This is a genomic window from Nocardioides sp. Bht2 (assembly GCF_047308515.1).
Taxonomy (GTDB): Bacteria; Actinomycetota; Actinomycetes; order Propionibacteriales; family Nocardioidaceae; genus Nocardioides.
Window position 1 is genome coordinate 312,850 of the sequence record NZ_JBLBWI010000001.1, and the last position, 23,436, is coordinate 336,285.

The 23,436-nt window shown below is 69.1% G+C and carries 20 protein-coding genes; 9 read left to right on the forward strand and 11 right to left on the reverse strand.

Annotation, left to right across the window (positions count from 1 at the left end; all coding sequences use genetic code 11):
- Nucleotides 1-7 precede the first annotated feature (7 nt).
- Nucleotides 8-3,421, forward strand: a complete 3,414-nt coding sequence (locus ACLM5J_RS01505; protein WP_413654234.1) for an error-prone DNA polymerase — start codon at nucleotides 8-10, stop codon at nucleotides 3,419-3,421.
- Between the two features lie 15 nt (nucleotides 3,422-3,436).
- Here the strand turns inward: ACLM5J_RS01505 and ACLM5J_RS01510 are convergent, their stop codons facing one another.
- Nucleotides 3,437-3,724: a MerR family transcriptional regulator gene (locus ACLM5J_RS01510; protein ID WP_413654235.1), complete on the reverse strand. Its 288-nt coding sequence runs from the start codon at nucleotides 3,722-3,724 to the stop codon at nucleotides 3,437-3,439.
- 104 nt (nucleotides 3,725-3,828) lie between these two features.
- Here ACLM5J_RS01510 and ACLM5J_RS01515 point away from each other — a divergent pair, with 104 nt between their 5' ends.
- Together ACLM5J_RS01515 and ACLM5J_RS01520 are read left to right on the forward strand one after the other, a co-directional pair.
- Nucleotides 3,829-4,260: an Hsp20/alpha crystallin family protein gene (locus tag ACLM5J_RS01515; protein WP_413654236.1), complete on the forward strand. Its 432-nt coding sequence runs from the start codon at nucleotides 3,829-3,831 to the stop codon at nucleotides 4,258-4,260.
- Between the two features lie 104 nt (nucleotides 4,261-4,364).
- Entirely contained in the window at nucleotides 4,365-6,578 is a 2,214-nt protein-coding gene (locus ACLM5J_RS01520) for a glycoside hydrolase family 3 C-terminal domain-containing protein (protein ID WP_413654237.1), read from the forward strand.
- 29 nt (nucleotides 6,579-6,607) lie between these two features.
- Here ACLM5J_RS01520 and ACLM5J_RS01525 read toward each other — a convergent pair whose 3' ends face one another.
- Complete coding sequence (locus ACLM5J_RS01525) at nucleotides 6,608-7,774, reverse strand: saccharopine dehydrogenase family protein (RefSeq protein ID WP_413654238.1); 1,167 nt, start codon at nucleotides 7,772-7,774, stop codon at nucleotides 6,608-6,610.
- A 116-nt stretch (nucleotides 7,775-7,890) separates the two neighbouring features.
- On the opposite strand from ACLM5J_RS01525, the gene ACLM5J_RS01530 reads away from it, so the two are divergent.
- Genes ACLM5J_RS01530 through ACLM5J_RS01540 form a run of 3 tightly spaced genes read left to right on the forward strand, consistent with a single transcriptional unit; the run spans nucleotide 7,891 to nucleotide 10,972 of the window.
- Nucleotides 7,891-9,828 carry a beta-propeller domain-containing protein gene (locus tag ACLM5J_RS01530; protein ID WP_413654239.1) on the forward strand — a complete coding sequence of 646 codons (1,938 nt, stop codon included), beginning with the start codon at nucleotides 7,891-7,893 and terminating at the stop codon, nucleotides 9,826-9,828.
- A 25-nt stretch (nucleotides 9,829-9,853) separates the two neighbouring features.
- Nucleotides 9,854-10,123: a DUF2277 domain-containing protein gene (locus ACLM5J_RS01535; protein WP_413654240.1), complete on the forward strand. Its 270-nt coding sequence runs from the start codon at nucleotides 9,854-9,856 to the stop codon at nucleotides 10,121-10,123.
- Between the two features lie 9 nt (nucleotides 10,124-10,132).
- Nucleotides 10,133-10,972 (forward strand): Sir2 family NAD-dependent protein deacetylase, encoded by an 840-nt coding sequence (locus tag ACLM5J_RS01540; RefSeq protein WP_413654241.1) that lies wholly within the window; start codon nucleotides 10,133-10,135, stop codon nucleotides 10,970-10,972.
- A 1-nt stretch (nucleotide 10,973) separates the two neighbouring features.
- On the opposite strand, the gene ACLM5J_RS01545 is transcribed toward ACLM5J_RS01540, so the two are convergent.
- Nucleotides 10,974-11,660: a metal-dependent transcriptional regulator gene (locus ACLM5J_RS01545; protein ID WP_413654242.1), complete on the reverse strand. Its 687-nt coding sequence runs from the start codon at nucleotides 11,658-11,660 to the stop codon at nucleotides 10,974-10,976.
- 77 nt (nucleotides 11,661-11,737) lie between these two features.
- On the opposite strand from ACLM5J_RS01545, the gene ACLM5J_RS01550 reads away from it, so the two are divergent.
- Both ACLM5J_RS01550 and ACLM5J_RS01555 read left to right on the forward strand, forming a co-directional pair.
- Entirely contained in the window at nucleotides 11,738-12,472 is a 735-nt protein-coding gene (locus ACLM5J_RS01550; protein ID WP_413654243.1) for a hypothetical protein, read from the forward strand.
- A 405-nt stretch (nucleotides 12,473-12,877) separates the two neighbouring features.
- Nucleotides 12,878-13,549: a response regulator gene (locus tag ACLM5J_RS01555; protein ID WP_413654244.1), complete on the forward strand. Its 672-nt coding sequence runs from the start codon at nucleotides 12,878-12,880 to the stop codon at nucleotides 13,547-13,549.
- A gap of 61 nt (nucleotides 13,550-13,610) precedes the next feature.
- Here the strand turns inward: ACLM5J_RS01555 and ACLM5J_RS01560 are convergent, their stop codons facing one another.
- The 8 genes from ACLM5J_RS01560 to ACLM5J_RS01595 form a co-directional block, all read right to left on the reverse strand.
- Entirely contained in the window at nucleotides 13,611-15,911 is a 2,301-nt protein-coding gene (locus ACLM5J_RS01560) for a methyl-accepting chemotaxis protein (protein WP_413654245.1), read from the reverse strand.
- On the reverse strand, nucleotides 15,908-16,390 hold the full coding sequence (locus ACLM5J_RS01565) for a chemotaxis protein CheW (protein WP_413654246.1): 483 nt from the start codon (nucleotides 16,388-16,390) through the stop codon (nucleotides 15,908-15,910). Before ACLM5J_RS01565 ends, ACLM5J_RS01560 begins: the two co-directional genes overlap by 4 nt.
- Nucleotides 16,387-18,777 (reverse strand): chemotaxis protein CheW, encoded by a 2,391-nt coding sequence (locus ACLM5J_RS01570; RefSeq protein WP_413654247.1) that lies wholly within the window; start codon nucleotides 18,775-18,777, stop codon nucleotides 16,387-16,389. The genes ACLM5J_RS01565 and ACLM5J_RS01570 overlap by 4 nt, the downstream gene beginning before the upstream one ends.
- Nucleotides 18,778-18,865: 88 nt before the next feature.
- Nucleotides 18,866-19,099 carry a carbon storage regulator CsrA gene (gene csrA / locus ACLM5J_RS01575; RefSeq protein ID WP_413654248.1) on the reverse strand — a complete coding sequence of 78 codons (234 nt, stop codon included), beginning with the start codon at nucleotides 19,097-19,099 and terminating at the stop codon, nucleotides 18,866-18,868.
- Nucleotides 19,100-19,145: 46 nt separating this feature from the next.
- Nucleotides 19,146-19,592 carry a flagellar assembly protein FliW gene (gene fliW, locus ACLM5J_RS01580; RefSeq protein WP_413654249.1) on the reverse strand — a complete coding sequence of 149 codons (447 nt, stop codon included), beginning with the start codon at nucleotides 19,590-19,592 and terminating at the stop codon, nucleotides 19,146-19,148.
- Nucleotides 19,589-20,479, reverse strand: coding sequence for a flagellar hook-associated protein FlgL (gene flgL / locus ACLM5J_RS01585; RefSeq protein ID WP_413654250.1), 891 nt, complete (start codon nucleotides 20,477-20,479; stop codon nucleotides 19,589-19,591). Before flgL ends, fliW begins: the two co-directional genes overlap by 4 nt.
- A 1-nt stretch (nucleotide 20,480) precedes the next feature.
- Nucleotides 20,481-21,872 (reverse strand): flagellar hook-associated protein FlgK, encoded by a 1,392-nt coding sequence (gene flgK, locus ACLM5J_RS01590; RefSeq protein WP_413654251.1) that lies wholly within the window; start codon nucleotides 21,870-21,872, stop codon nucleotides 20,481-20,483.
- Complete coding sequence (locus ACLM5J_RS01595; protein ID WP_413654252.1) at nucleotides 21,872-22,351, reverse strand: flagellar protein FlgN; 480 nt, start codon at nucleotides 22,349-22,351, stop codon at nucleotides 21,872-21,874. The genes flgK and ACLM5J_RS01595 overlap by 1 nt, the downstream gene beginning before the upstream one ends.
- A gap of 206 nt (nucleotides 22,352-22,557) precedes the next feature.
- Between ACLM5J_RS01595 and ACLM5J_RS01600 the strand changes: the two genes are divergently transcribed.
- On the forward strand, nucleotides 22,558-23,412 hold the full coding sequence (locus ACLM5J_RS01600) for a sigma-70 family RNA polymerase sigma factor (protein ID WP_413654253.1): 855 nt from the start codon (nucleotides 22,558-22,560) through the stop codon (nucleotides 23,410-23,412).
- Nucleotides 23,413-23,436 lie beyond the last annotated feature (24 nt).

Consider the following 23,436-nt stretch of genomic DNA (forward strand, 5'->3'; position numbering starts at 1 on the left):
TCCGCTGATGGGCTGGAGCAACCCCCCGATCCCCTGGTCGGAGTTGGAGCGCAAGCTGTCGGGGCGCCCCGACCCGCGTCCCGACGACGGCCCCGGCTCCCGACGTCGCAAGCCGTACCGGGCCCCGGCCGGCGTGCACCGTCCCGAGCGCGATCCGGTCCCCTACGCCGAGCTGCACTGCCACAGCCACTACTCCTTCCTCGACGGTGCCAGCAGCCCCCGCGACCTCGTCGAGGAGGCCGTGCGGCTCGGCCTGCACGCACTCGCCCTGACCGACCACGACGGCTTCGCGGGCGCTCCGCTCTTCGCCGAGGTCGCCGCCGGGCACGACCTACACACCCTCTACGGCTCCGAGCTCTCGTTGGGGTTGAGCCGCCCGCAGGTGGGGATCGCCGACCCCGAGGGCGACCACCTCCTGGTCCTGGCCCGCAACGTCACCGGCTACCACCGGCTCTCCGCGGCGATCACCGAAGCCAACCTTCGCGGCGATGAGAAGGGCCGCCCGGTCCACGACCTCGACGAGCTCACCGACTACGGCCGCGGACACTGGCTGATCCTCACCGGCTGCCGCAAAGGTCAACTGCACCGGGCTCTGGCCGGCTCCGGGCCGGCCGCCGCCGCTGCCGTCCTGGTCGACCTGATCGGCCGGTTCGGACGCGACAACGTCGTCGTCGAGTTGACCGACCACGGACTACCGAACGACTCGGTCACCAACGACCTCCTAGCCGCCTTGGCCCGCGACCACCGGCTCGCCGTCGTCGCCACCAACAACGTGCACCACGCCTCGCCGTCCCAGCATCAGCTCGCGACCGCGATGGCGGCGCTCCGGGCCCGGCGCAGTATGTCCGAGATGGACGGCTATCTCCCCGCCTGGGGCGGTCGGCACCTCCGTAGCGGCGAGGAGATGACGGCCCGTTTCGCCCGCTACCCGGGAGCGGTGGCCCGCACCGTCACCATCGCCGACGAGCTCTCCTTCGACCTCCGCAAAGCCACCCCGGATCTGCCCAAACGCGGCATCCCCGAAGGGCACACCGCGCGTACCTGGCTGCGGGAGCTGCTCCAACGCGGCACCGCCGAGCACTACTCCGCCGACTACCCCGAACTCGAGAAGGCCAACGCCCGGATCGAGCGCGAGATGGAGACCATCGAACGGAAGGACTTCTCCGGCTACTTCGTGATCATGCACGACATCGTCGCCTTCGCCCGCTCTCAGGGAATCCTCTGCCAGGGCAGAGGATCGGCCGCCTCCTCGGCCGTCTGTTACGCGCTCGGGATCACCTCGATCGACCCGGTCTTCTACGGCCTACCCTTCGCCCGCTTCATCTCCGAACACCGTGACGAAGAGCCCGACATCGACGTCGACTTCGACTCCAACCGCCGCGAAGAGGTGATCCAGTGGGTCTACGAGACCTATGGCCGGCGCAACGCCGCCCAGGTCGCCAACGTGATCACCTACCGGCCCAAGCTCGCCATCCGCGACGCCGCCAAAGCACTCGGACATGCCCCCGGCCAACAGGACGCCTGGTCCAAGCAGATCAACTCCTGGAGCACGATCATCCACCCCGACGACCCGCACTGTGAGCACGAGATCCCGGCCCCGGTGGTCGAGTTGGCGCAACAGATGCTGACCGCGCCACGCCACCTCGGCATCCACTCCGGCGGGATGATCCTCACCGAACAGCCGATCGGCGAGGTCTGCCCGATCGAGCGTGCCCGGATGGAGAAGCGGACCATCCTGCAATGGGACAAGGACTCCTGCGAGTGGATGGGGCTGGTCAAGTTCGACCTGCTCGGCCTCGGCATGCTCTCCGCCCTCGACCACATGTTCACCATCGTCGACACCCACCTCGGCGAACGGTGGACGCTCACCTCCCTGCCCAAGGAGGAGCCCGCCGTCTACGACATGCTCTGCCGTGCCGACTCGGTCGGGGTCTTCCAGGTCGAGAGCCGGGCCCAGATCGGCACCCTGCCCCGGCTCCGCCCCCGGGAGTTCTACGACCTCGCGATCGAGATCGCGCTGATCCGCCCCGGCCCGATCCAGGGCGGCGCCGTGCACCCCTACATCCGTCGCGCCACCGGCCGCGAGGAGATCCGCTACGACCACCCCGACCTGGAGCCGGTCCTGGCGCGCACCAAGGGGATTCCGCTCTTCCAGGAGCAGCTGATGGACATGGCCCGCACCCTCGGCGACTGCACCGAGGACGAGGCCGACCTGCTCCGCCGGGCGATGGGGTCCAAGCGCGGCATCGAACGGATCGAGAGCATCCGCGACAAGCTCTACGCCGGGATGAAGAGCCGTGGCCTGGTCGGTGAGAAGGCCGACGCGATCTACGCCCAGATCCTCTCCTTCGCCAACTTCGGCTTCGCGGAGTCGCATTCGCTCTCCTTCGCCAAACTCGTCTACGCCAGCTCGTGGTGCCGGCTGCACTACCCGGCCGCCTTCCTCGCCGCGCTGCTGCGGGCACAGCCGATGGGCTTCTACTCACCGCAGTCGCTGGTGCATGACGCTCGTCGGCATGGCGTCGAGGTGCGCGGCCCCGACATCGTCCGCTCCGCCCCCACCGCCGACCTGGAAGCTCTCGACGACGCCGCCACCCCACAGCCGAGCGGCCTCGACGCCTGCCGTCACGACCACCCGGAACGGACCGAGTTCGTCGAGGGCACCCCCGATCCGACCCCACAGCACCGGCGCGACACCCAGTGGGCGGTCCGACTCGGTCTCGACGCGGTCCACGGGATCAGTACCGACCTCGCTACCCGGATCGTCGCCGCCCGCGACGAGCAGCCGTTCGCCGACATGGTCGACCTGTCGCGCCGGGCCCGCCTCGACTCGCGACAGTTGGAGGCGCTGGCCACCGCCGGTGCACTCGACAGCTTCGGGCTGACCCGGCGCGAAGCCCTCTGGAACGCCGGCTACGTGGAGAACGACGGCCACCTCGACGGCACCAGGCCCGGCATCACCGCGCCGTCCCTGCCTGAGATGAGCGTCGTCGAGGAGACCCTCGCCGACCTCTGGGCCACCGGGATCACCCCCGACGCCCACCCCTTCACCCATCTCCGCGAGGCCCTGATCCGGGCCGGGATCCACTCGGTCAGTGGGGTACGCCGTGCCGCCGCCGGACGACGGGTCAAGGTCGCCGGCCTGATCACCCACCGGCAGCGCCCCAGCACCGCCGGCGGCGTCACCTTCCTCAACGTGGAGGACGAGACCGGGATGCTCAACGTGGTCTGCTCCGAAGGTCTCTGGCGTCGCTACCGCAGTACCGCCCGCTCCGCGGCCAGCATGGTGGTGCGCGGCATGGTGGAGCGCGAGGACGGCGTCACCAACCTGGTCGCCGACGAGCTCCTCCCCCTGGAGAGCGTCAGCCCCGACGCCGGCCGTGCGCTGCATGCCCGACACCGATCCCGCGACTTCCGGTGAGCGGGCGGCCCGCCGTCACTCCCGTAGAGCGCGGCGCAGGCTCTCGTTGTCCGACCGCAGCCGGGACACCTCACCCTCCAACTCCAGCACCAAGGCGATCCCGGTGAGATTCAGGCCGGCAGCCAGGAGTTGCCGGATCCGGTGCAGTCGCTCGATGTCGTCGGGACTGTAGCGCCGCGTGCCACCTGCGGTCCGGTCAGGCTCGACCAGGCCGCGCCTCTCATAGACCCGCAGATTCTGGATCTCCATCCGCGTCATCTCGGCAGCCACCGAGATGGCGTAGACGCCAACACTGGCCTTCATGGTCTCCCCTTCGCTTCGCATCTCCAGAGTACTTGAATTTTCGGGAACAGATCATCTATAACTGGCGTTACAGGTTTTGTACCCGAATTTCCCAAGGAGGAACCATGTTGCTGCGCACTGCTGACCCCTTCCGCGACTTCGACCGGCTCACCTCCCAGCTGCTGGGTGGAACCACCAATCGACCGGCCGTGATGCCTCTCGACGCCTGGCGCCAAGGCGACCGCTTCGTTCTGGAGTTCGACCTGCCCGGAGTGAACCCGGAGAACATCGAGCTCGACGTCGAGCGGAACGTCCTGACGGTCAAGGCGGAGCGCGTCGCGCGCAACGGCGACTGGCAGCACCTGGCCGCCGAGCGCACCCACGGCCAGTTCACCCGCCAGCTCGTCCTCGGCGACAACCTGGACCTCGAGGCGATCGAGGCCAGCTACGACAACGGCGTGCTGCGCCTGGTCGTGCCGGTCGCCGAGAAGGCGAAGCCCCGCAAGATCCAGATCAACTCGGCACCCGCCGAGCAGCCGGAGGCGCTCGAGGCCTGACCCGCCGGCCGCCGCCGAAGGCCCCCACCTCTGCGGATGTGGGGGCCTTCGCGCGCTTCGGGATCTAGGGTCGAGACGTCTGCCCCAGCGCTCTTGGAGGTCCCATGCCCACCCCCCACGAGATCGTCGCCCGCCTCACCTTGGAGGAGAAGGCCTCGCTGCTCTCCGGCCAGGACTTCTGGCACACCCAGGCCATCGAGGGCGTCGCGGAGTCCGTGATGCTCACCGACGGTCCGCACGGGCTGCGCAAGCAGGGCGGCGCCGGCGACCACCTCGGGATCGGCGACTCCCGACCGGCGACCTGCTTCCCACCCGCGGTCGCGTTGGCCGCCTCCTTCGACGTCGACCTGGTCCATGAGGTCGGTGCCCGGATCGCCGCCGAGGCCCGCGCCGAGGATGTCGCCGTCGTCCTCGGCCCTGGGATCAACCTGAAGCGGTCCCCGTTGTGCGGCCGCAACTTCGAGTACTTCTCCGAGGACCCGTGGCTCTCCGGGGCGATGGGCCGGGCCTGGGTCGAGGGCGTCCAGTCCGGTGGCGTGGGTGCCTCGCTCAAACACTTCGCGGTCAACAATCAGGAGACCGACCGACTCCGGGTCAGTGCCGACGTCGACGAACGGCCGCTGCGCGAGCTCTACCTGCGCGCCTTCGAGCACGTCGTCACCCACGCGGCACCGTGGACGGTGATGTGCTCCTACAACCGGATCAACGGGGTCCATGCTTCACAGAACCACTGGCTGCTCAGCACCGTGCTCCGTGAGGAGTGGGGGTACCGCGGGCTGGTGGTCTCCGACTGGGGCGCCGTCAAGGATCGGATCGCCGCGCTCCGCGCCGGTCTGGACCTGGAGATGCCGGGCAACGGCGGCGTCACGGATGCCGAACTCGTCGCTGCCGTCGCCGCGGGCCGCCTCGACGAAGCCGAGCTTGATCGGGCCGCGGCACGGGTCGTCGAGCTGGTGCGCCGGGTACCTCGGCCCGGCACCGAGACCCGGTCGCTGAGCGAGATCCACGCCGAGAACCACGCTGCGGCGCGGGAGATCGCGGCACGCTGCGTCGTGCTGCTGCGCAACGAGCCGGTCGACGACACGCCCCTGCTACCGCTGGCCCCCGACCAGCGGGTGGCATTGATCGGCGAGTTCGCACGGAGCCCGCGTTACCAGGGCGCCGGCAGCTCGAGGATCAACCCGACCCGGTTGGAGGACGCACTCAGCGAGCTCAGCGCCCTCCATGCCGACGTCGGCTTCGCCGGGGACGACCTCACCGAAGCCGTCGCGCTGGCCCGTGACGCCGACGTCGCGGTGGTCTTCCTCGGGCTACCGGCCGAGGCCGAGTCCGAAGGCTTCGACCGGACCACGTTGGCGCTGCCCGCCGACCAGATCGCACTGCTGGAGGCCGTCCTCGCGGTCCAGCCCCGGACAGTCGTCGTCTTCTCGGGCGGCGGGGTCGTCACCCTGCCGTTCGCGTCCCGGGTCCCGGCCATCGTCGGCGGATTCCTGCTCGGCCAGGCCAGCGGCGGCGCCCTCGCCGACGTGCTGACCGGCCGGGTCAACCCGTCGGGACGCCTCGCCGAGACGATGCCGCTGCGGCTCACAGACACCCCTGCCTACCTGGACTTCCCCGGCGAACGCGGCCATATCCGTTACAGCGAAGGGGTCTTCGTCGGGTACCGCTGGTACGACGCCCGGGAACTCGACGTCGCGTTCCCGTTCGGACACGGCCTCTCGTACACCACCTTCGACCACGACGACCTGCTGGTCAGCGGGGACCCGAACGGCTTCACGGTCAAGGTTCTGGTCACCAACACCGGCACCCGGTCGGGGCGCGACGTGGTGCAGGTCTACGTCGGCAAGCCGGGCTCACAGTTGGCTCGCGCACCCCGCGAGTTGGCGGGCGTCGCGATCGTCGACCTGGAGCCGGGCGAGTCGACCGTCGCCGAGGTCCGGATCCCCACGTCGGCGCTGGCGGCCTGGTTCACCGGGCGCGGCTGGGCCGTCGAGGACGGCGAATACCACGTCGCGGTGGGCTCCTCCAGCCGAGACCTGTACGGCCACACCCACGTCTCGATCGCTGGCGACGATCTGCGCGAGCCGTTGCATCTGGAGTCCACGATCGCCGAGGTGCTCGCCGACCCGGTCGCCGGGCCGCTGGTCGCGGCCGGTCTCGCCGACGCGGCCGGATCGGACGGTGCCGACGACGTCGAGGGCGTCGGGCAGATGATGCTGAGCTTTCCGATCGGCCGCGTCGTCAAGATGGCGGGCGGCGGCGTCAGCCTCGACGACATCCAAGCCCTGTTGGACGCCGCCAACGCCGAACGCCGCTGACCCCGCCGGTCCCGCGTGACGACGGGCGATCAGAGGACTTCGAAACGCATCCCGGCGCGCTGCAGGCGGGTCAGCAGGTTGGCTCCCATCGCGGTGGCCGTGGTGACCTGGCCTGAGGTCGTCGGGTTGGCGTCGAAGACCAGGCAGAGCGCCGACTCGGCGAGCATCTTCGCGGTCTCGGTGTAGCCGGGGTCGCCGCCGCTGACCCGGGTGTGCACGGTCTTGCCTGCTGCCTCGGTGACGAAGTCGACGGTGAACCAGGACTTGCGGCGGCGCTCCACCGACGGGCCCTCGCCCTGCTTGATCCGGCCCTTGAGCACCTTGCGGACCGGGGCGATCTGGGCCCCGACGACCACCCCTCCGATCGCGGCAGCACCACCGACGGCGTAGCGCAGGGTCTTGGTCCCGGCATAGTGCGAGTAGGTGAAGCGCGGGCCGTACTGAGCCAACGCGGCGCCGCTGCGCTGCACCACCTGCGGGTCGATGGTCGGCAACGGCAGCAGCCAGTAACCGAGCAGCTTGTCGCGCCCGGGCTTACCGGCGACCGCGCGACTGCTCCGACCCTCCGGCTTTGCCTCACGACGACGGCGCTCCGCGAACGCCTCCTTCATCTGCTTGGCTCGGGCCATCACGCCCATCGCGGAGTGGAAGGTGCCGCCGGAGAAGGTCGCGTTGGAACGAACCACGCCACGCACCGTGACCGGGCCCGAGGTGTCGACCTGATCCAGCGCATGGAAGACGCCGATGTCGTGCGGCACCGAGTCGAAGCCGCAGGCGTGCACCAGCCGAGCCCCCGAGGCGACGGCGGTCTCGTGGTGCGCCAGCCACATCCGGTCGACGAACTCGGGCTCGCCGGTCAGGTCCACGTAGTCGGTGCCCTCGGCCGCGCAGGCCGCGACCAGCGGCTCCCCGAACTCCAGGTAGGGACCGACCGTGGTGATCACCAGCTTCGTGCGCGCCGCAACCTCGCGCAGCGCGGTCCGATCCGCGGCGTCGACGACGATCAGCTCCATCGTCTCCAAACGCGGGTCGATCCCAGCCAGCCGGTCCCGGACCTTCTCCAGCTTCGCCTGCGACCGTCCGGCGAGCGCCCAGCTGAGCCGCGCCGGGGCGTTCCGCGCCAGATACTCCGCGGTCAGGCCCCCGGTGAATCCGGTGGCGCCGAACAGGACGATGTCGAGAGTACGTTCAGACATGCGCCCCACTCTGCCGTACCGGCGGTGACCCTGGTGGGGAGATCGGCCGGTTGCTCGGCCATACCGTCACCTGAGATCGAGGGAACCGACCCCCACTCAGCGCCGTCAGATCCGTCATGAGCCGAAGTCGCCTGGCACCGTTCGGGGTCGCCGTCCTTGCCGTCAGCATCAGCGCCGCTGCCTTCCCGATCGGCAACGCGCTGATCGGCGACCGGGATCGGCAGCAGTCCCACTTGCAGGCGGCCCCGGCCGCGGGGAGTGACGACAGCAGCGCAGCCGGCGCTGGCCGGCTGACCACCGCGACGTCATGCGCCGACCTGCTCAACACGCTCACCACCCGGGCTGCCGACCTGGTCGGGGCGTGGGGCTGGGAGTACGGCCCGATGCAGGTGGGCTACTGGGGGCGGGACGCTGCGCGCCTCGACGGTCTGCTCACCAACAGCACCGCCAACCTCGCCTCAGCCGAGTCGCAGAGCTCCAGCCAGACCGGCACCAACGTGCAGGAGGTGGGAGTCGACGAGCCTGACCTGGCGAAGACCGACGGCCGGATCCTGGCCCGGATCGACGGCCGCACGGTCCGGATCTTCGACCTCACCGCCGATCCGCAGCGCCCCCAGGAGCTCGCCACCCTCAAGCTTCCCGGACGACGGGTCGACAACGCCGAGCTTCTGCTGCGCGGCGACCGGCTCTTCGTCGTCGGCACCGCCTGGCAGCGTTCGACGGTCCGGACCGCGGCGATCACCGTCGACCTGGCCGACCCTGCCCGCCCGCGGGTCGAGAACACCCGCTGGTTCGACGGTGACCTGCTCTCGGCCCGGTTGACCGGCGACGACCTCCGCGTGGTGACCAGCAGCGGGCTTCCCGACCTCGACTTCGTCCGCCCCACCAAGAACCGCACGCGTAAAGAGGCCAAGGCGCAGAACAAGGCGGTGATCGCGGCCAGCAGGATCGAGGATTGGCTTCCCCAGTTCAGCGTCGGCTCGACCCGCCGGAACCTGGTGGACTGCGCGCAGGTCAACGTGCCTGCGCAGCGGTCGGAGCTCGGGATGCTGAACGTCGTCGGATTCCGTGCGGACGCCGTCGACCCCGCCGAGATCAGCACCACCAGCGTCCTCACCCGGAGTCAGATCGTCTACACCAGCCTCGACCGGCTCTACCTGGCGACCGGCTCCTTCGGTTGGTGCTGCGACATGTTGGTGGACTCAGTCTGGCCCTCAGGCCCCGGGCGGCGCGGCGAGCCGATCACCACCGACCTGCACGCCTTCGCTCTCGACGGGACCGAGACCGACTATCTGGCCAGTGGCGAGGTCGACGGCCAGATCCAGGACCGCTGGGCCATGGATTCCGCGGACGGCGTGCTGCGGGTGGCCACCTCTATCAGCACCGAGCAGGGCAAGAAGCGCGCCCGCCGAGCCGTCCGGTCACACTCGGTGCTCACCCTCGGTGAGCGCGGTGGACGACTCGTGGAGCTCGGATCGGTGGACGGGCTCGGGGTCGACGAGGAGATCCAGTCGGTGCGCTGGTTCGACGACAGCGCCTATCTCGTCACCTTCCGCCAGGTCGACCCGCTCTACGCGATCGACCTGCGTGACCCGGAGAGCCCGAGGCTGCTCGGCGAGCTGAAGATCCCGGGCTTCTCCTCGTACCTGCACCCGATCGGCGCGGGCCGACTTCTCGGTCTCGGTACCGATGCCACCGCCCGCGGACGGAGTCTCGGCGCCCAGGCCTCGGTCTTCGACGTCGCCGACCCGAGCCGGCCGAAGCAGGTCGCGAAACAGCGCTACGGCCGGACCACCGATTTCGGCGCCTCCTGGGAACCTCGGCAGTTCACCTGGCTACCGGAGCAGCAGACGGCGTTGGCCGCCCTCTCCGACTGGCGAGGAGCGAGCAGGATGTCGATCGTCGCGATCGAGGTCGCCGACGACGGCACCTTCACCTCCACCGAAGTGCCGGTCACCGGCGGTTGGCGCAGCTACAACGTCCGTACCGTGCCGCTCCCCGACGGGCGCGTCGTCGTCACCTCGAAGGCGACCACCGCGTTCCTGGAGTGGTGAACGAGGGGAGCGTAGGTTGGCTGTCATGTGCCGCAACATTCGACCGCTGAACAACTTCGAGCCGCCGGCCACACGTTCGGAGGTGACCGCCGCAGCCCTGCAGTACGTGCGCAAGGTCAGCGGCACCACCAAGCCTTCGCAGGCCAATCAGGAGGTCTTCGACCAAGCGGTCGCCGAGATCGCGGCGATCACCCAGCACCTCCTGGAGCACCTGGTCACCCCGGCGCCGCCGAAGAACCGCGAGGTCGAGGCTGAGAAGGCGCGGGCTCGCGCCGCTATCCGCTACGGCCGCTGAGGAGCTCCGATGAGTCACACCCTGCCTGCGCTCGGCAACCAGGCGAGCCGCGCGCAGGCGCTCGATCTGCTGGCCGCGCGTCCACTGGTCGTGTTGACCGGCGCCGGACTCTCCACCGACTCCGGCATCCCCGACTACCGCGGGCCGGGTGCACCGACGCGGACACCGATGACCTACCAGGAGTTCATCGCCGGGCCCGAGGCACAACAGCGGTACTGGGCGCGGAGCCATGTCGGCTGGGGCCGGATGTTCCGGGCCACCCCCAACCCGGGGCACCACGCGCTGGCGACCCTGCAGGCGCAGGGCCGGGTCAGCCTGTTGATCACCCAGAACGTCGACGGCCTCCATGAGGCCGCCGGCTCGGCAACCCTGGCCCTGCACGGCCGGGTCGCCGAGGTGATCTGTCTCGGCTGCCACGAGGTCCGTGCGCGGCGCACCTTCGCCGACGACCTGGATCTGCTGAACCCGGGTTACGTGGCCGCCCACCTCTCGGCGGCGAGCCGGCCCGACGGTGACGTCGACCTGGAGCAGACCGACGGCTTCGTGGTGCCCCGTTGCGGATGCGGGGGCGCCTTCAAGCCCAACGTGGTCTTCTTCGGCGAGAACGTACCCAAGGAGCGGGTGCAGCGGGCATACGAGGCCGTCGAGGAGCTGGCCGAGACCGACGGCGCGTTGCTGGTCGCCGGCTCCTCGCTGACCGTGATGTCGGGTCTGCGGTTCGTGAAGCGGGCCGCCAAACTCCACGTGCCCGTGGTGATCGTCAACCGCGGTGCGACCCGCGGCGACGAGTGGGCGAGCCTCTGCGTCGACGACGGGTGCAGCGAGTTCCTGAGCGCGCTGGCCGGTTAGGTCAGCTGCGGCGCACGAAGATGTGGTCGGCCGCCTCCGGAGCGATCTCGGCGGTCTCGCCGCCCGAACCGACCAGGACGCCGTCCGCGGTGGCGGCCACCAGGACCACCTTGTCCGGGACCGCGCCGACGCGGCGCAGAGCGCTCATCAGGTGCTCGTCCTTTTGCATCTCCTCGGAGATGCGGCGCACCAGCACCCGCTGCTCACCGGCGGTGGCGACCTCGGAGAGCGGCTCGACACCCTCCATGAAGTCTTCGCCCGTGTCGCTCTGACCGAGCTCGGAGAGGCCCGGGATCGGGTTACCGTACGGCGACTCGGTGGGGTTGCCCAGCAGCTCGATCAACCGGCGCTCGACGCCCTCGGAGATGACGTGCTCCCAGCGGCATGCCTCGGCGTGGACGAGTTCCCAGTCCAGACCGATGATGTCGGTCAGCAACCGCTCCGCGAGGCGGTGCTTGCGCATCACCCGGGTGGCCAGTCGCTTGCCCTCCTCGGTCAGCTCCAGGTGCCGGTCGCCCTCGACCGTGAGCAGGCCGTCCCGCTCCATCCGGGCCACCGTCTGGGAGACCGTGGGGCCGCTCTGGTGGAGCCTCTCGGCAATCCGGGCACGCAACGGCACAATCCCCTCCTCCACCAGCTCATAGATGGTGCGGAGGTACATCTCGGTAGTGTCGATCAGATCGCTCACACGGCCATTCTTACCCCATCGCACCACGGGAGTCTCCTTCGTGGAGCCTCCGGAGAGAGTCAGGCAGGATGGAACCCATGGATCAGCTGCTCATCGCGACCCGTTTCCGCGGCCCCAGCTCCTCGGGAAACGGCGGTTGGAGCGCTGGCGCGCTCGCAGACCACGTCCCCGGCCACACCCTCGGCAGGGCGAGCGAAGTCACACTCCACAAGCCGCCGCCGTTGGAGCGTGAACTCACCGTCTCGGTCTTCGACGACGTCGCGACCCTGCTCGACGGGACGCACGTCGTGGCCACGGCCAGAGCCGTTCCCGAAGGCCCGACGGCTGTCCCCGGCGTCAGCGCCGATGTCGCCCGCGACGCCGAGAGCCGCTACCCGGGTCTGCACGAGCACCCCTTCGGCCAGTGCTTCGCCTGTGGCCCCGAGCGGGCCGAGGGCGATGGGCTCCGGCTCTTCCCGGGTGCCGTCGACGACGCCGATGGCCGGGCGCGGGTGGCCTGTACCTGGACGCCGGACGCCTCGTTGGCCGGCGCCGACCCCGAAGTGGTGACGGCGCCAGTCGCCTGGGCTGCACTGGACTGCCCCGGTGCCTGGGCTGTCGACCTGGCCGGTCGGACGATCGTGCTGGGCCGGATCACCGCCGTGCTCGACGCGTTGCCCCGGATCGGCGAGGAGCATGTCGTCGTCGGCACCCTGCTCGGTCGCGACGGCCGCAAGTGGCACACCGCCAGCACGATCCACGACGCGTCGGGCCGGGTTGTCGGCCGAGCCGCGCACATCTGGTTCGAGATCGACCCGTCGGCCTTCGCCTGAGCACCTGGGGACAGGCAGCCCCGACGCCCCACCGAACACCTCCCGAAGCAGCGCAGAAAAACGCCTTGTCGCACGCGACGACCGGGCGTAGCGTGAAAGGACACGGGAAAGGAGGTGGTCCGAAGAATGAATGCTTATTGGGCTCGTGAGGTGGCTGCTCGCTAGCAGCTCCGCTGCCCGGCGAAAGTCGCAGCGTCGATGCTGCAGCAATCCACGGGTAGTCACCCGGCCCGCAGGTGCTCCGGTTTAAGTCCGCCGGAGATGTTGACGAAGGTCCCGCCCCGAGGGGCGATGCGAAACCTCGTCGCAACGCCTGCGGGCCGTCCCTCATTTCGACAGCTGTGATCTCATCCCGCGTTGTGCCCACTTCCTGCGGCAACGAACCATGACTGTGAGAATGCCTCTATGACAACGCCGATCACCGTCTTCCTGCTCGACGACCACGAGATCGTGCGGCGTGGTCTTCGAGCGCTGCTGGAGTCGGACGGCGATATCAAGGTGGTCGGTGAGTCCAGTACCGCCGGCGGTGCCGCCGAGAAGATCCTGGAGCTGAAGCCGGACGTGGCGATCCTCGACGCTCGGCTCCCCGACGGCAGTGGCGTCGACGTCTGTCGCGACGTCCGCTCCGCCAACGAGCAGATCCGAGCCTTGATCCTGACCAGCTACGACGACGACGAGGCGATGTACGCCGCCATCCTCGCCGGCGCCTCGGGCTATGTGCTCAAGCAGATCGAAGGCACCTCGTTGCTTTCCGGGACCCGCCTGGTGGCCAGCGGCCACTCGCTGATCGACCCGGGTGCCGCGCTGCGCCTGGTCCAGCGCTCCACGGAGAAGGGACAGGACGAGTTCTCGATGCTGACCCCACAGGAACGTCGGGTGCTCGAGGCGATCGCCGACGGGATGACCAACCGGCAGATCGGTGACCACCTGAACCTGGCGGAGAAGACCGTCAAGAACCACGTCACCAACATCCTGGCCAAGTTGGGCGTGGAGCGCCGGACCCAAGCGGCACTGCTGGTCTCCAAGACCCGCCCGCTCGGTGCGGCGATCAGCAACGCCGGTACCGACACCGAGTAGCCAGCAACGCCGAACGGGCTGACGGTCGTAGCTGTCGCTACGCCGCCAGCCCGTTCGTTGTTCAGACCTGGAACTGACCGACCAGGCCCTTGAGCTCGCTGGCCATCGCGGCCAGGTCGGTCGCCGACTGCAGGGTGTTCTGCGCGCCCTGGCGAGTGTCGTCGGCCGCCGTCGCGACCTGGGTGACGTCGGCCGCGATCCCGTTCGCGCCGGTCGCCGCCTCGGTCACGCTGCGCGCGATCTCGTTGGTGGTGGCGGTCTGCTCCTCGACGGCGGAGGCGATCGAGGTCTGGATGTCGTTGATCTTGTCGATCACCTCGGCGATCTCGGCGATCGCGCCGACCGCACCCTGGGTGCCGGTCTGGATCGCCTCGATCCGTTGACCGATGTCCTCGGTCGCCTTGGCCGTCTCCTTGGCCAACTCCTTGACCTCGTTGGCGACCACCGCGAAGCCCTTGCCGGCGTCCCCTGCGCGGGCCGCCTCGATGGTGGCGTTCAGCGCGAGCAGGTTGGTCTGCTGGGCGATGGAGGTGATCACCTTGATCACCTGGCCGATCTCGGCGGACGACTCTCCCAGGCTGGCAACGGTCTCCTGCGCCGAGCTGGCCACCGCCACGGCGCCGGTCGCCACGGTGGCGGCGTCGGTCGCGTTCTTGGCGATCTCGCGGATGCTCGCCGTCATCTCCTCCGCCGCCGTGGCGACGGTCTGGATGCTGGCCGACACCTCGACCGAAGCGCTGGAGGCGCTGGCCGCCCGGTCCGAGGTGAGGGTCGCGCCCTCCCCCATCCCCTGGGACAGGATCGAGAGCTGCTCCGACGAGACGGCGAGGGTGTCAGCGGTCCGCCCGATCTCACCGAGGCTGCCGCGCAAGGTGGCCAGCAGCGCGGAGAGACCGTGCGCCAGTTGGCCGATCGCGTCGTCGCCGCCGACCTCGATCTCCTGGGTCAGATCGCCCTGTGCGGCGGCACGGACCACGGAGAGGACCAGATCCACCTTGTGCGCGAGCTCTGCTGCGGCAGCGCGCTCGACGCTCTCCCGCTCGATCCGCTCCAGTGCCTGGGAGACCAGCCGACCGACGTTGCGCAGGGCATCGAGACGCTGCGGGGAAGGGTCGAGCGTCTCGGTGGCGAAGAAGTCCATCGTGCCGACGACGTTGCCGCCTGCCATCAGCGGGAAGCAGACCCCGGACTTCACACCGACCTGCTGTGCGATCGGCGCGCGGACGCAGTCGGTCATCTCGCCGATGTCGGCGGTGAAGAAGAGGTCGCGCTTGGCCCAGGCCCGGCCGGAGAGGCCGACGCCCTCGGCGAACGACGCCTCCATCGTCACCCGGCGGAACTCCGGGCCGGCGTCGCCGGACTCGACGGCGAACTTCAACAGCGAGTCGGCCGGGTCGACCTTCCAGACCGATCCGTAAGCCCAGCCGAACTCCTCGCGGACCGTGTCCAGTGCGACGCGGACAGCCGATTCAGCGGTGTCGGCGCTGGCCAGACCGGCCAGCACCTTGTTCACCGCCGCGGTGTCGGCAGCGCTCTCCCGCTGTTCCCGCTCCAGACGGAGCTTGTCGGTGACCACGTCCCAGGTCGCCATCGCACCGATGTAGGTGCCGTCGTCGTCGCGGATCGCGGAGACCATCAGGTCGAGCGTCTCGGGGCCCACACCGATGTTGGCACGCCGCGGCAGGTTGTTCGCGTCCGCCATCAGCCCACGCTGGTACGACGGCGTCTTGTGGAAGATGTCGAGGCTCGAACCGACCACGTCGGCGGCCTTCACCGGAAGGTGCTCCTCCAGCTTGGTCAGCGTGGCCAGCGACGCCGGGTTCATGTAGGTGATGGTGAGGTCCCGGTCCGCGAACATCATGTTCGTCGGCGAGTTCTCCATCATCGAGGTGATCTGGGCGACCCGGCGCTCGAGCTCGAGCTTCTCGGTGACGTTCTCCCAGGTCGCCATCGCGCCGACGTACGCACCGTCGACGTCGTGCAGGGCGACGACGTTCAGGTCGAGGGTCTGCGGGCCGACCTCGATCAGTGCCCGCCGCGGAAGTCCCGCGCCGCCGTCGTCCATCAACCGGTGCTGGTGGTTCGGGTTGCGGTGGAACAGGTCGAGGCTGGCGCCGACCACGTTCTCGGGAGCGACCGGGATCCAGTCCGCGAGCACCCGAAGACCTTCCAGCGCAGCGCGGTTGACGTAGGTGATCGTGTAGTTGCGGTCCGCCAGCATCACCCGCGTGGTCAGGCTGTCCAGGACGTCCGGGAGACGTGACAGGTCGACGCCGGCGATGGTGGGCGCCGCCGGTGCCGGGGTCTCCTCGTCGCGGGCGTGGCTGCCGTTGAGGCTGGGGGCAATCTCAAGATCGGTCATGACAATCCTTCGGTGGAGTCGGCGGCGGTGACTTCAACCGCCTGATCGGGGTCGAGGACGAGCAAGATCGCCTCAGGAAGCGGGATCACGCCGTGCAGCACGGACTGGACGGCGACGGGCAGGTTGGACGGCGTCGGGTGGAGGTCCAGATCGCCGGTGTCGATGACGTCGCCGATCTGGTCGACCAGGAGGCTGACCGCCTCGCCGTGGCTCCGCACGATCACGTTCATCGGTTCCGGCGCCTCGCCCTCGTCGAGTGCGAGACGGCGGCGCAGATCCAACGCGGTGACGATCTGCCCGCGCAGGTTGATCAGACCCCGGATCGCCTCTGGCGCCTGCGGAACCGGGGTCATCTGATGGGAACGCAGGACTTCCTGCACGTCCTGGACCGCGACCCCGAAGTAGAGGCCGCGTACCCAGAAGGTGCAGTACTGCGTCTGCACCGCGCTGCGAGTGATGGCTGGTGTCGTCAGGCTCATCGGGCCACTCCCAGTACCGCGTCGAGATCCACCAGGTCGGTGACCCGGTCCTGGACGACGATCGAACCGAGGACGCCGGGGCGGCGGCCCACGGTGCTCCGATCCGCCCGGGTCTCCACGATGTCGAGGACCCGGTCGATCACGATGCCCACGCGGTGGTCGCCGCTGTCGTGGACGACGACCGAGACGTGGGGTTCCGCCGACTCCGTCTCGGCGAGGCCGATCGCCGAGGCGAGACGGACCAAGGGCAGGATGCCGTCGCGGTACTGGACCACCTCGTCGAGCCCGGAGTACTCGATCTGCGAGATCGGGAACTCCTCCAGCCGGGAGATCGCAGCCAACGGCAACGCCGCACGCCGCCCGGTGGCGACCTCCAGGACCAGCAGCGCGGTGCTGTCCTCTTCGACGGCCGACTCGGTCTCCTCCAGCATCGGCACCGCGCTGAGTGCCTGCTCCTGGGCGATCCCGCCGACGTCGAGGATCAGCGCGACCGAGCCGTCGCCCATGATCGTGGCACCTGCGTAGATCGCCAGGCTCTTGAGTTGCCGCCCGATCGGCTTGACCACGATCTCCTGGGTGTCGTGGACGTCGTTGACGCAGAGCCCGAAGCGGATCTCGTCCGACTGGACCACCACGACCGTCAGCGCACTGTCGGCCAACGAGCCTGCGCTGCCGTTCTGGGCCAGCACCGTGGAGAGATTCACCAACGGCAGTAGGGCTCCGCGCAACCGGAGCACCGGAGCACCGGCGATCTCCTGGACCTGCCCGACCGGGTCCTCGACCCGGACCAGCTCGACCAGATTGGCCTGCGGCAGCGCGTAGCGTTGACCGCCCTCCTCGACGACCAGCGCCGGGATGATCGCCAACGTCAGCGGGATCCGCACCCGGCAGGTGGTGCCCTGGCCCGGCAGGCTGGTGACGTCGACCGTGCCACCGATCCGTTCGATGTTGGTCCGCACCACATCCATGCCGACGCCGCGGCCGGAGACGTTGGTGACCGTGGTGGCGGTCGAGAAGCCAGGCCGGAACAGCAGCCCGATCAGCTCCTTGGTCTCCATCCGAGCAGCCTGCTCCGGGGTGATCACGCCACGGCGGATCGCGGTCTCGGCCACCTTCGCGGGGTCGATGCCCTGTCCGTCGTCGATGATCTCGACGACGACCTGGCCGCTTTCGTGGCGGGCCTTCAGGGAGAGTGTCCCCGCGGCGGGCTTGCCGGCCGCGACCCGCTCGTGGGGCGGCTCGATGCCGTGGTCGAGGGAGTTGCGGACCAGATGGGTCAGCGGTCCCTTCAGCGCTTCCAGCAGCGAACGGTCCAGTTCGGTGTCGTGTCCCTCGGTGACCAGGTTGACCTCACGGCCGAGCTGGTTGGCGAGGTCCCGGACGACGCGCGGCATCTTGGCCCAGACCTGCCCGATCGGCTGCATCCGGGTCTGCATCACGCTCTCCTGCAGCTCACTGGCCACCAGATCGAGTCGTTGCGCGGCGCGGGTCAGTTCGACGTCGTCACCCGAGTCGCTGCGCTGCAGGATCTGGTTCCGGGTCAGCACCAACTCGCCGACCAGTTGCACCAGGTTGTCGAGCAGATCGACGTCCACCCGCACCGTCGAGCCGACGATCCCGCGCTTCGCCTCCCCCGAACCGTCAGGCATATTCGCCGAACCGTCAGGCATACGTGCCGAACCGTCAGGCATACGTGCCGAGCCGTCAGGCATATGAGCAGGGACCGGGCTGGGCGCGACCGGCCCAGCACTCAGCGCCGCGGAGACTTCACCTGGTGTCAACGAAGCACCGGCAGGGACAGGTTCCTCCCGAACCGCTGGGGCGACGTCGGGTACCACCGGGGCCGCACCACCGAAGACCAGCAGTCCGGGAGGCGCAACAGGTGCCGGTTCGGCGTCGATACCTGCCGGTTCGGGGCGTGCGCCTGCCGGTTCGGCGTCGATACCTGACGGTTCGGGGCGTGCGCCTGACGGCTCGGGGCGTGTGCCTGACGGTTCGGGGGTGAGGGCCGCGCGCAGATCGGCTACGACAGCGGTGATCTCGACCTGGTCGCCGGCATCGCCGGAGGTCTCCTCGATCAGGGCCAGCAGCGCTCGGACGGTGTCGACCATCCGCAGCAGGAGCCCGGTGAGCTCGCTGGTCAGCAGCAGGTCGCCGTCGCGGAGCCGGGCCAGCAGGTTCTCCCCGACGTGGGTCAGCTCCTCGAGCCGCCCGAACGCGAGGAAGCCGCTCGTGCCCTTGATCGTGTGGATCGCGCGGAAGATGCTGGACAGCAGCTCCCGCGAGGTGGGGTCCTGCTCCAAAGCAACCAGGTCGCGGTCGAGTTGGTCGAGGTTCTCGTGGCTCTCCACCAGAAACTCGGCGATGATCTCGGCATCTTCATCCACCGGCGCCTCCTCCCGTTAACACCGGAAGAATCGGCACAAAGGGCCCAGACCTTAGCCGAATCGCCTCGCCAGCGGAGTGTGAACCCCGCTACGAAGGCTTGCGCAAGGCAGCGGCCAACGAGGCCACCGTGTTCGCGTTCGGCGACGCCGCAGCACGGTTGCTGTCGGTCACCTGGGCGATCAACTCGGCGCGCTGAACGCTGACCGAACGCGGGGCCGCAATGCCCACGCGGACGACGTCGCCGCGGATCTCGAGGATGGTCACCTCGATGTCGTCCCCGACCAGGACGCTCTCCCCCGCCTTACGACTCAACACCAGCATGGGTACACGCTATCTGTTCGAACCGTCCCGAGAGTGGCGGACCTTCTCATCGCACCAACGGCGTGGCGAGCGAGTGGCGGCGGTCGTCGAGGACGACCTGCGCGGCCTTGAGCGAGTTCGTGTTCACCACGACCGGAGCCAGCAGGTTCGCGGTGGTGGACTCCAAGGAGTCACCCGGGTTGAGCAGCACCAGGACCAAGGCGTCCTCGGCCCGGGTCAGGTCGAGTGCGAGCGCGTCCTCGTCGCTGATCTCCGGTGCGTAGTCAGCGAAGAAGAGACCGGCACTGACCACCAGGAAACGCAGGTCGGCGTGCTCTAGGGAGCGCAGCTCACACAGCGTCCCGTCATCGTCGAGCCGGACCAGGGTGAAGCGGAGATCGTCGCTGAATCCTGGCATCGGCCGGACCAGTTCGATCACCGGAAGCTCCGGAACCTCCATCTCCACCCCTCTCTCGAGCTCCGACGACCCGCGCGCCGGGAGTGTCGCGATCATCGCAGATAGTCCAGCAGCGAGACGGAGAGGATGCGCGAGGACGAGGCGAGCGCCGACTGATAGGCGACCTCCTGCAGCTTGACGTCGATGGCGCTCTTGATCAGGTCGGCGTCCTCGAGATCGGAGAGCCGCGCGGTCAGAGTGAGCTCGGAGCTGGTCGCCTGGGTCAGCACACCTTCCAGGCGGCCGGCCCGGATGCCGACGTCGGCGTGGGTGGTGACGATCTTCTGCTCACGGGCGTTCAAGGCGTCGATACTGCCGCGGATCCCCGTCGAGTCACCGGCCCGCAACGAGTTGGAGAGCGACTCGAGCTCGTCGAAGAGCGACGCGCCGTCGACGCCGAAGACGTCGGGCCCGTTCACGTTGACGGCGATCACGACGCCGTTGCCGATCGTCCGATTGACCGCGCCGGCCTCACCGATCCAATCGCCGTTGGCGTCGTAGGCCTGGCTACCGGCGGTGACCCCGCCGAAGACCGGACGGCCCAGGTACTGGGTGTTGGCCGCCGACTTCAGCGACTCACGCAGCTGGTCGACCTCGACCGCCAGCGCTTCCCGGGCCGCCGCACTCGACATGCCCTCGTTGGCGCCTTGCAGCGCGAGGTCGCGGGCCCGGCGGACCTGCGTGGTGATCGAGCTGAACGCACCGTCGAGCTGGTTGAGCCAGCCCAAGCCGTCCTCGGCGTTGCGGGTGTGCTGCGCCAACTCCGCCTTCTCGGCCCGGACCCGCATCGCCGCGATGGTGTCGGTGGGCGAGTCGGAGGGACGGTTCAGCTTCCGCCCGGTGGAGAGCCGCTCCTGGCTCTCGGCGAGCCGGGACGCGTTCGTCTCGATCGCCGCCATCGACGACCGGACCATCATGTTCTGGGTTACCCGACCGATCGCCATCTCAGCGCACCAATCCGGTCCGGTTGATCAAGGTGTCCAGCACCGAGTCCATCGTGGTGATCACCCGCGACGCCGCCTCGTAGGAACGTTGGGCAGCCATCAGGTTCACCATCTCCTCGTCGATGCTGACTCCCGAAAGCGACTCACGGGTGTTGTCGATCTGGGCCGTCAGCACACCCTGGTTGGCGGAGAGCCGCTTGGCCGAGGCGACCTCGGTACCGAAGACGGCGATCAGCCGCTGGTAGTCGGTCTCCACCGTCGACTTCAGCGCCAGCAGCTCGGCGTTGCCGCCGTCGAGTCCGCCGCCCGGAACCGAGGAGGCCGCCACCAGGGAGCCGTCGGTGAGCGCCACGCTGAGCGACCCGGCGGGGTCGGCGGCGTTGAAGGTGAAGATCGCCTGACCGGGGTTGCCGGCCTTGTCGAAACCGGCCTGGTGACCGGCGTTGACCTGGTTGGCGAGCAGGGCGACCACGTCGTTGAGGCCCGATCGGTACTGCGGGATGATCCGGTCCAGCGCGTCGGTCCCGGCACCGATCGAACCGCTGACGCCGAGCAGCGGGGTGCTGCCGGAGGCGTTGGTGATCTGGAAGGTGACGGGGTTGCCGTCGCCGGTGCCATCGAGGTTGACCCCGCTGACCACATCCAGCGTGCCGGCGTCACGACCGCTGACCAGGTTGACCCCGGCCACGCTGAAGTCGTAGCCCCCGTCCGGACGGACGGTTGCGGTGCCCCCGGTGAGTTCGGAGAGGCGCATCGCCAACCGGTCGCGCTGGTCGAGCAGCACTCCGGCCTCCACACCGGCCAGCTTGGCGGCGGCGACGTTGCGGTTGGTGGCGGCCAGATCGGCAGCGAGTTGGTTGACCTCACCGACGTCGACCAGCAGCCGCTGGCGCACGTCGGACTCTTCGGAGCTGAGGTTGCTCGACTGCTGGCGGATCGTGTCGACCAGCGTGTTGGCGCGAGCCAACACCTGGGCCCGGGCCGCGTCGTTGCCGGGGTTGTTGGCGAGGTTCTGCCAAGCGGCACGGAAGTCGCCGAGAGCAGCGTTGATGCCGTTGTTGCCGGGCTCGCCCAACCCCGCCTCGATCCGGCTCATGATCTCCAGCCGGGTGTCGAGCATCGCCTGGGTGCCGTGCTCTTTGCGCGCGCGGGCGTCGAGCAACTGGTCGACCATCCGGTTGACGCCAGCCACCCGGACGCCGTCACCGAGACCGGCGCCGCGCGACCAGAGGCCAGGATTGGCATCGGATGCCACCGACTCGCCGACGACCCGGCGCCGCACGTAGCCATCGGTGCCGACGTTCGCAACGTTGTTGCTGGCCACGTCGATGGCAACCTGGCTATAGCGCAGGCCGCTCATCGCGATCCCGAAGGAACCGAAGGTCCCAGCCATCACAAACTCCTGTCCACGAAGACGGGACCACGGGTCCCGGTAACTGCCTGGCCGTCCGGGGTGTAGCCGCCCGCGCCTTCCGCTTCCAAGGCGAGCATCGCTTCGCGCGCCGAGCGGTATCCCGCGGTGATCAGCTCCCGGTTGGACCCGGCGAGTGCGTTCACTTCTGCTGTCAGGGTCACGAACGCCTGGCGGTGCTCGACCATGATCGTCGCCCACGGCTCGGGGGCCGCTTCAGCGAGCGCCAGCAGGCTTGCCGACGCCGCCAGACCGACACCTTCGGCAGCCTCGTCGGACGCGGTGGCGCGGAGCACCTCGGTCTCCCGGATCTGCTGGACCACCTCTTCGACCTCGGCCGATGCTCGGCCCAGCCAGCGCGTCCGCGCCGAGGCCAGGATGAGCTGCTCGGTCTCCAGCTTGAAGAGCAGGGTCTCCAGCAGTTCTCGCTCGCGCCACAGGATGAGCGAGAGCTTCTCCATGGTGCTTCCTCCCCGTCCAACATCGTTCACAACCTTGATGCCAGCCCTTTCGGCCAGCACCCCGTCCACCTGAGGTTTTTCAACCAGATGACGCAACTCGTTTGGGTTGACTAGTCCGGGACGTTGGTCCCGTCTTCGGTATCAATCGGCCAGACACTCCGGTTTCGTCTTCCCTGAAAGCGGTTCTCTCAGGTGAAGTTCACGCCATGACCGATCTACCGGGCACCTTCACGGAGTTGACGGAAGAGCTGATCACCGTCAACATTCCGCTCGTTGGGCACATCGTTCGCGAGACGATGGGACGCGTCCCTGCACACGTCGATCGCGATGACCTGACCTCGGCAGGCCTTGCTGCACTGGTACTTGCCGCCAAGTCGTTCGACCAGGACCGGGGCGTTCCGTTCGGGCGCTATGCCGCCACCCGGATCCGGGGCGCGATCCTCGACGAGCTCCGCTCGGTCGACTGGGCGTCGCGCTCCGTACGCCGCCGGGCCCGTCAGCTCGACGAGACCCGGAACCGGCTCGCCGCCTCGCTCGGCCGGATCCCCAGCGCCGCCGAGGTCGCCTCCGCCCTGGGCATCACCCTGGATGAAGTGATCGGCAACGACGACGACCTGGCCCGTGCCCAGGTGCTCTCCCTCGACGTCGCGGTCGAGGGCGCCGTCCACGAGCCGGCGGCCGACGACACCTTCAGTCCGGCGGCCCAGCTCGAGCATGTGGAGCGGCTCAGCTACCTCAGGGCAGCGATCACCGAGTTGCCCGAACGCCTTCAGGTCGTGGTCGAGGACTACTTCATCCACGAGCACCCGATGGCGCAGATCGCCGCCAAGCTCGACGTCTCGGAGTCCCGGATCTCGCAGCTCAGGGCCCAGGCTCTGGTCCTGCTCCGCGACGCCCTGAACACCCATCTAGACCCGGACCTGGTCCCGAGCCACCGCCGGCCAGGAGGGTGCGCGGACCGCCGCCGCGAGTCCTACTTCGCCGCGGTGGCGAGCCGCCAGGCCACGCTGGCCGCGGCGCCGCGTCCGCGGAGCGCGACCCCGATCGACGCGACCGCCTAAGAATCTTTCACCGATTCTTCTCAG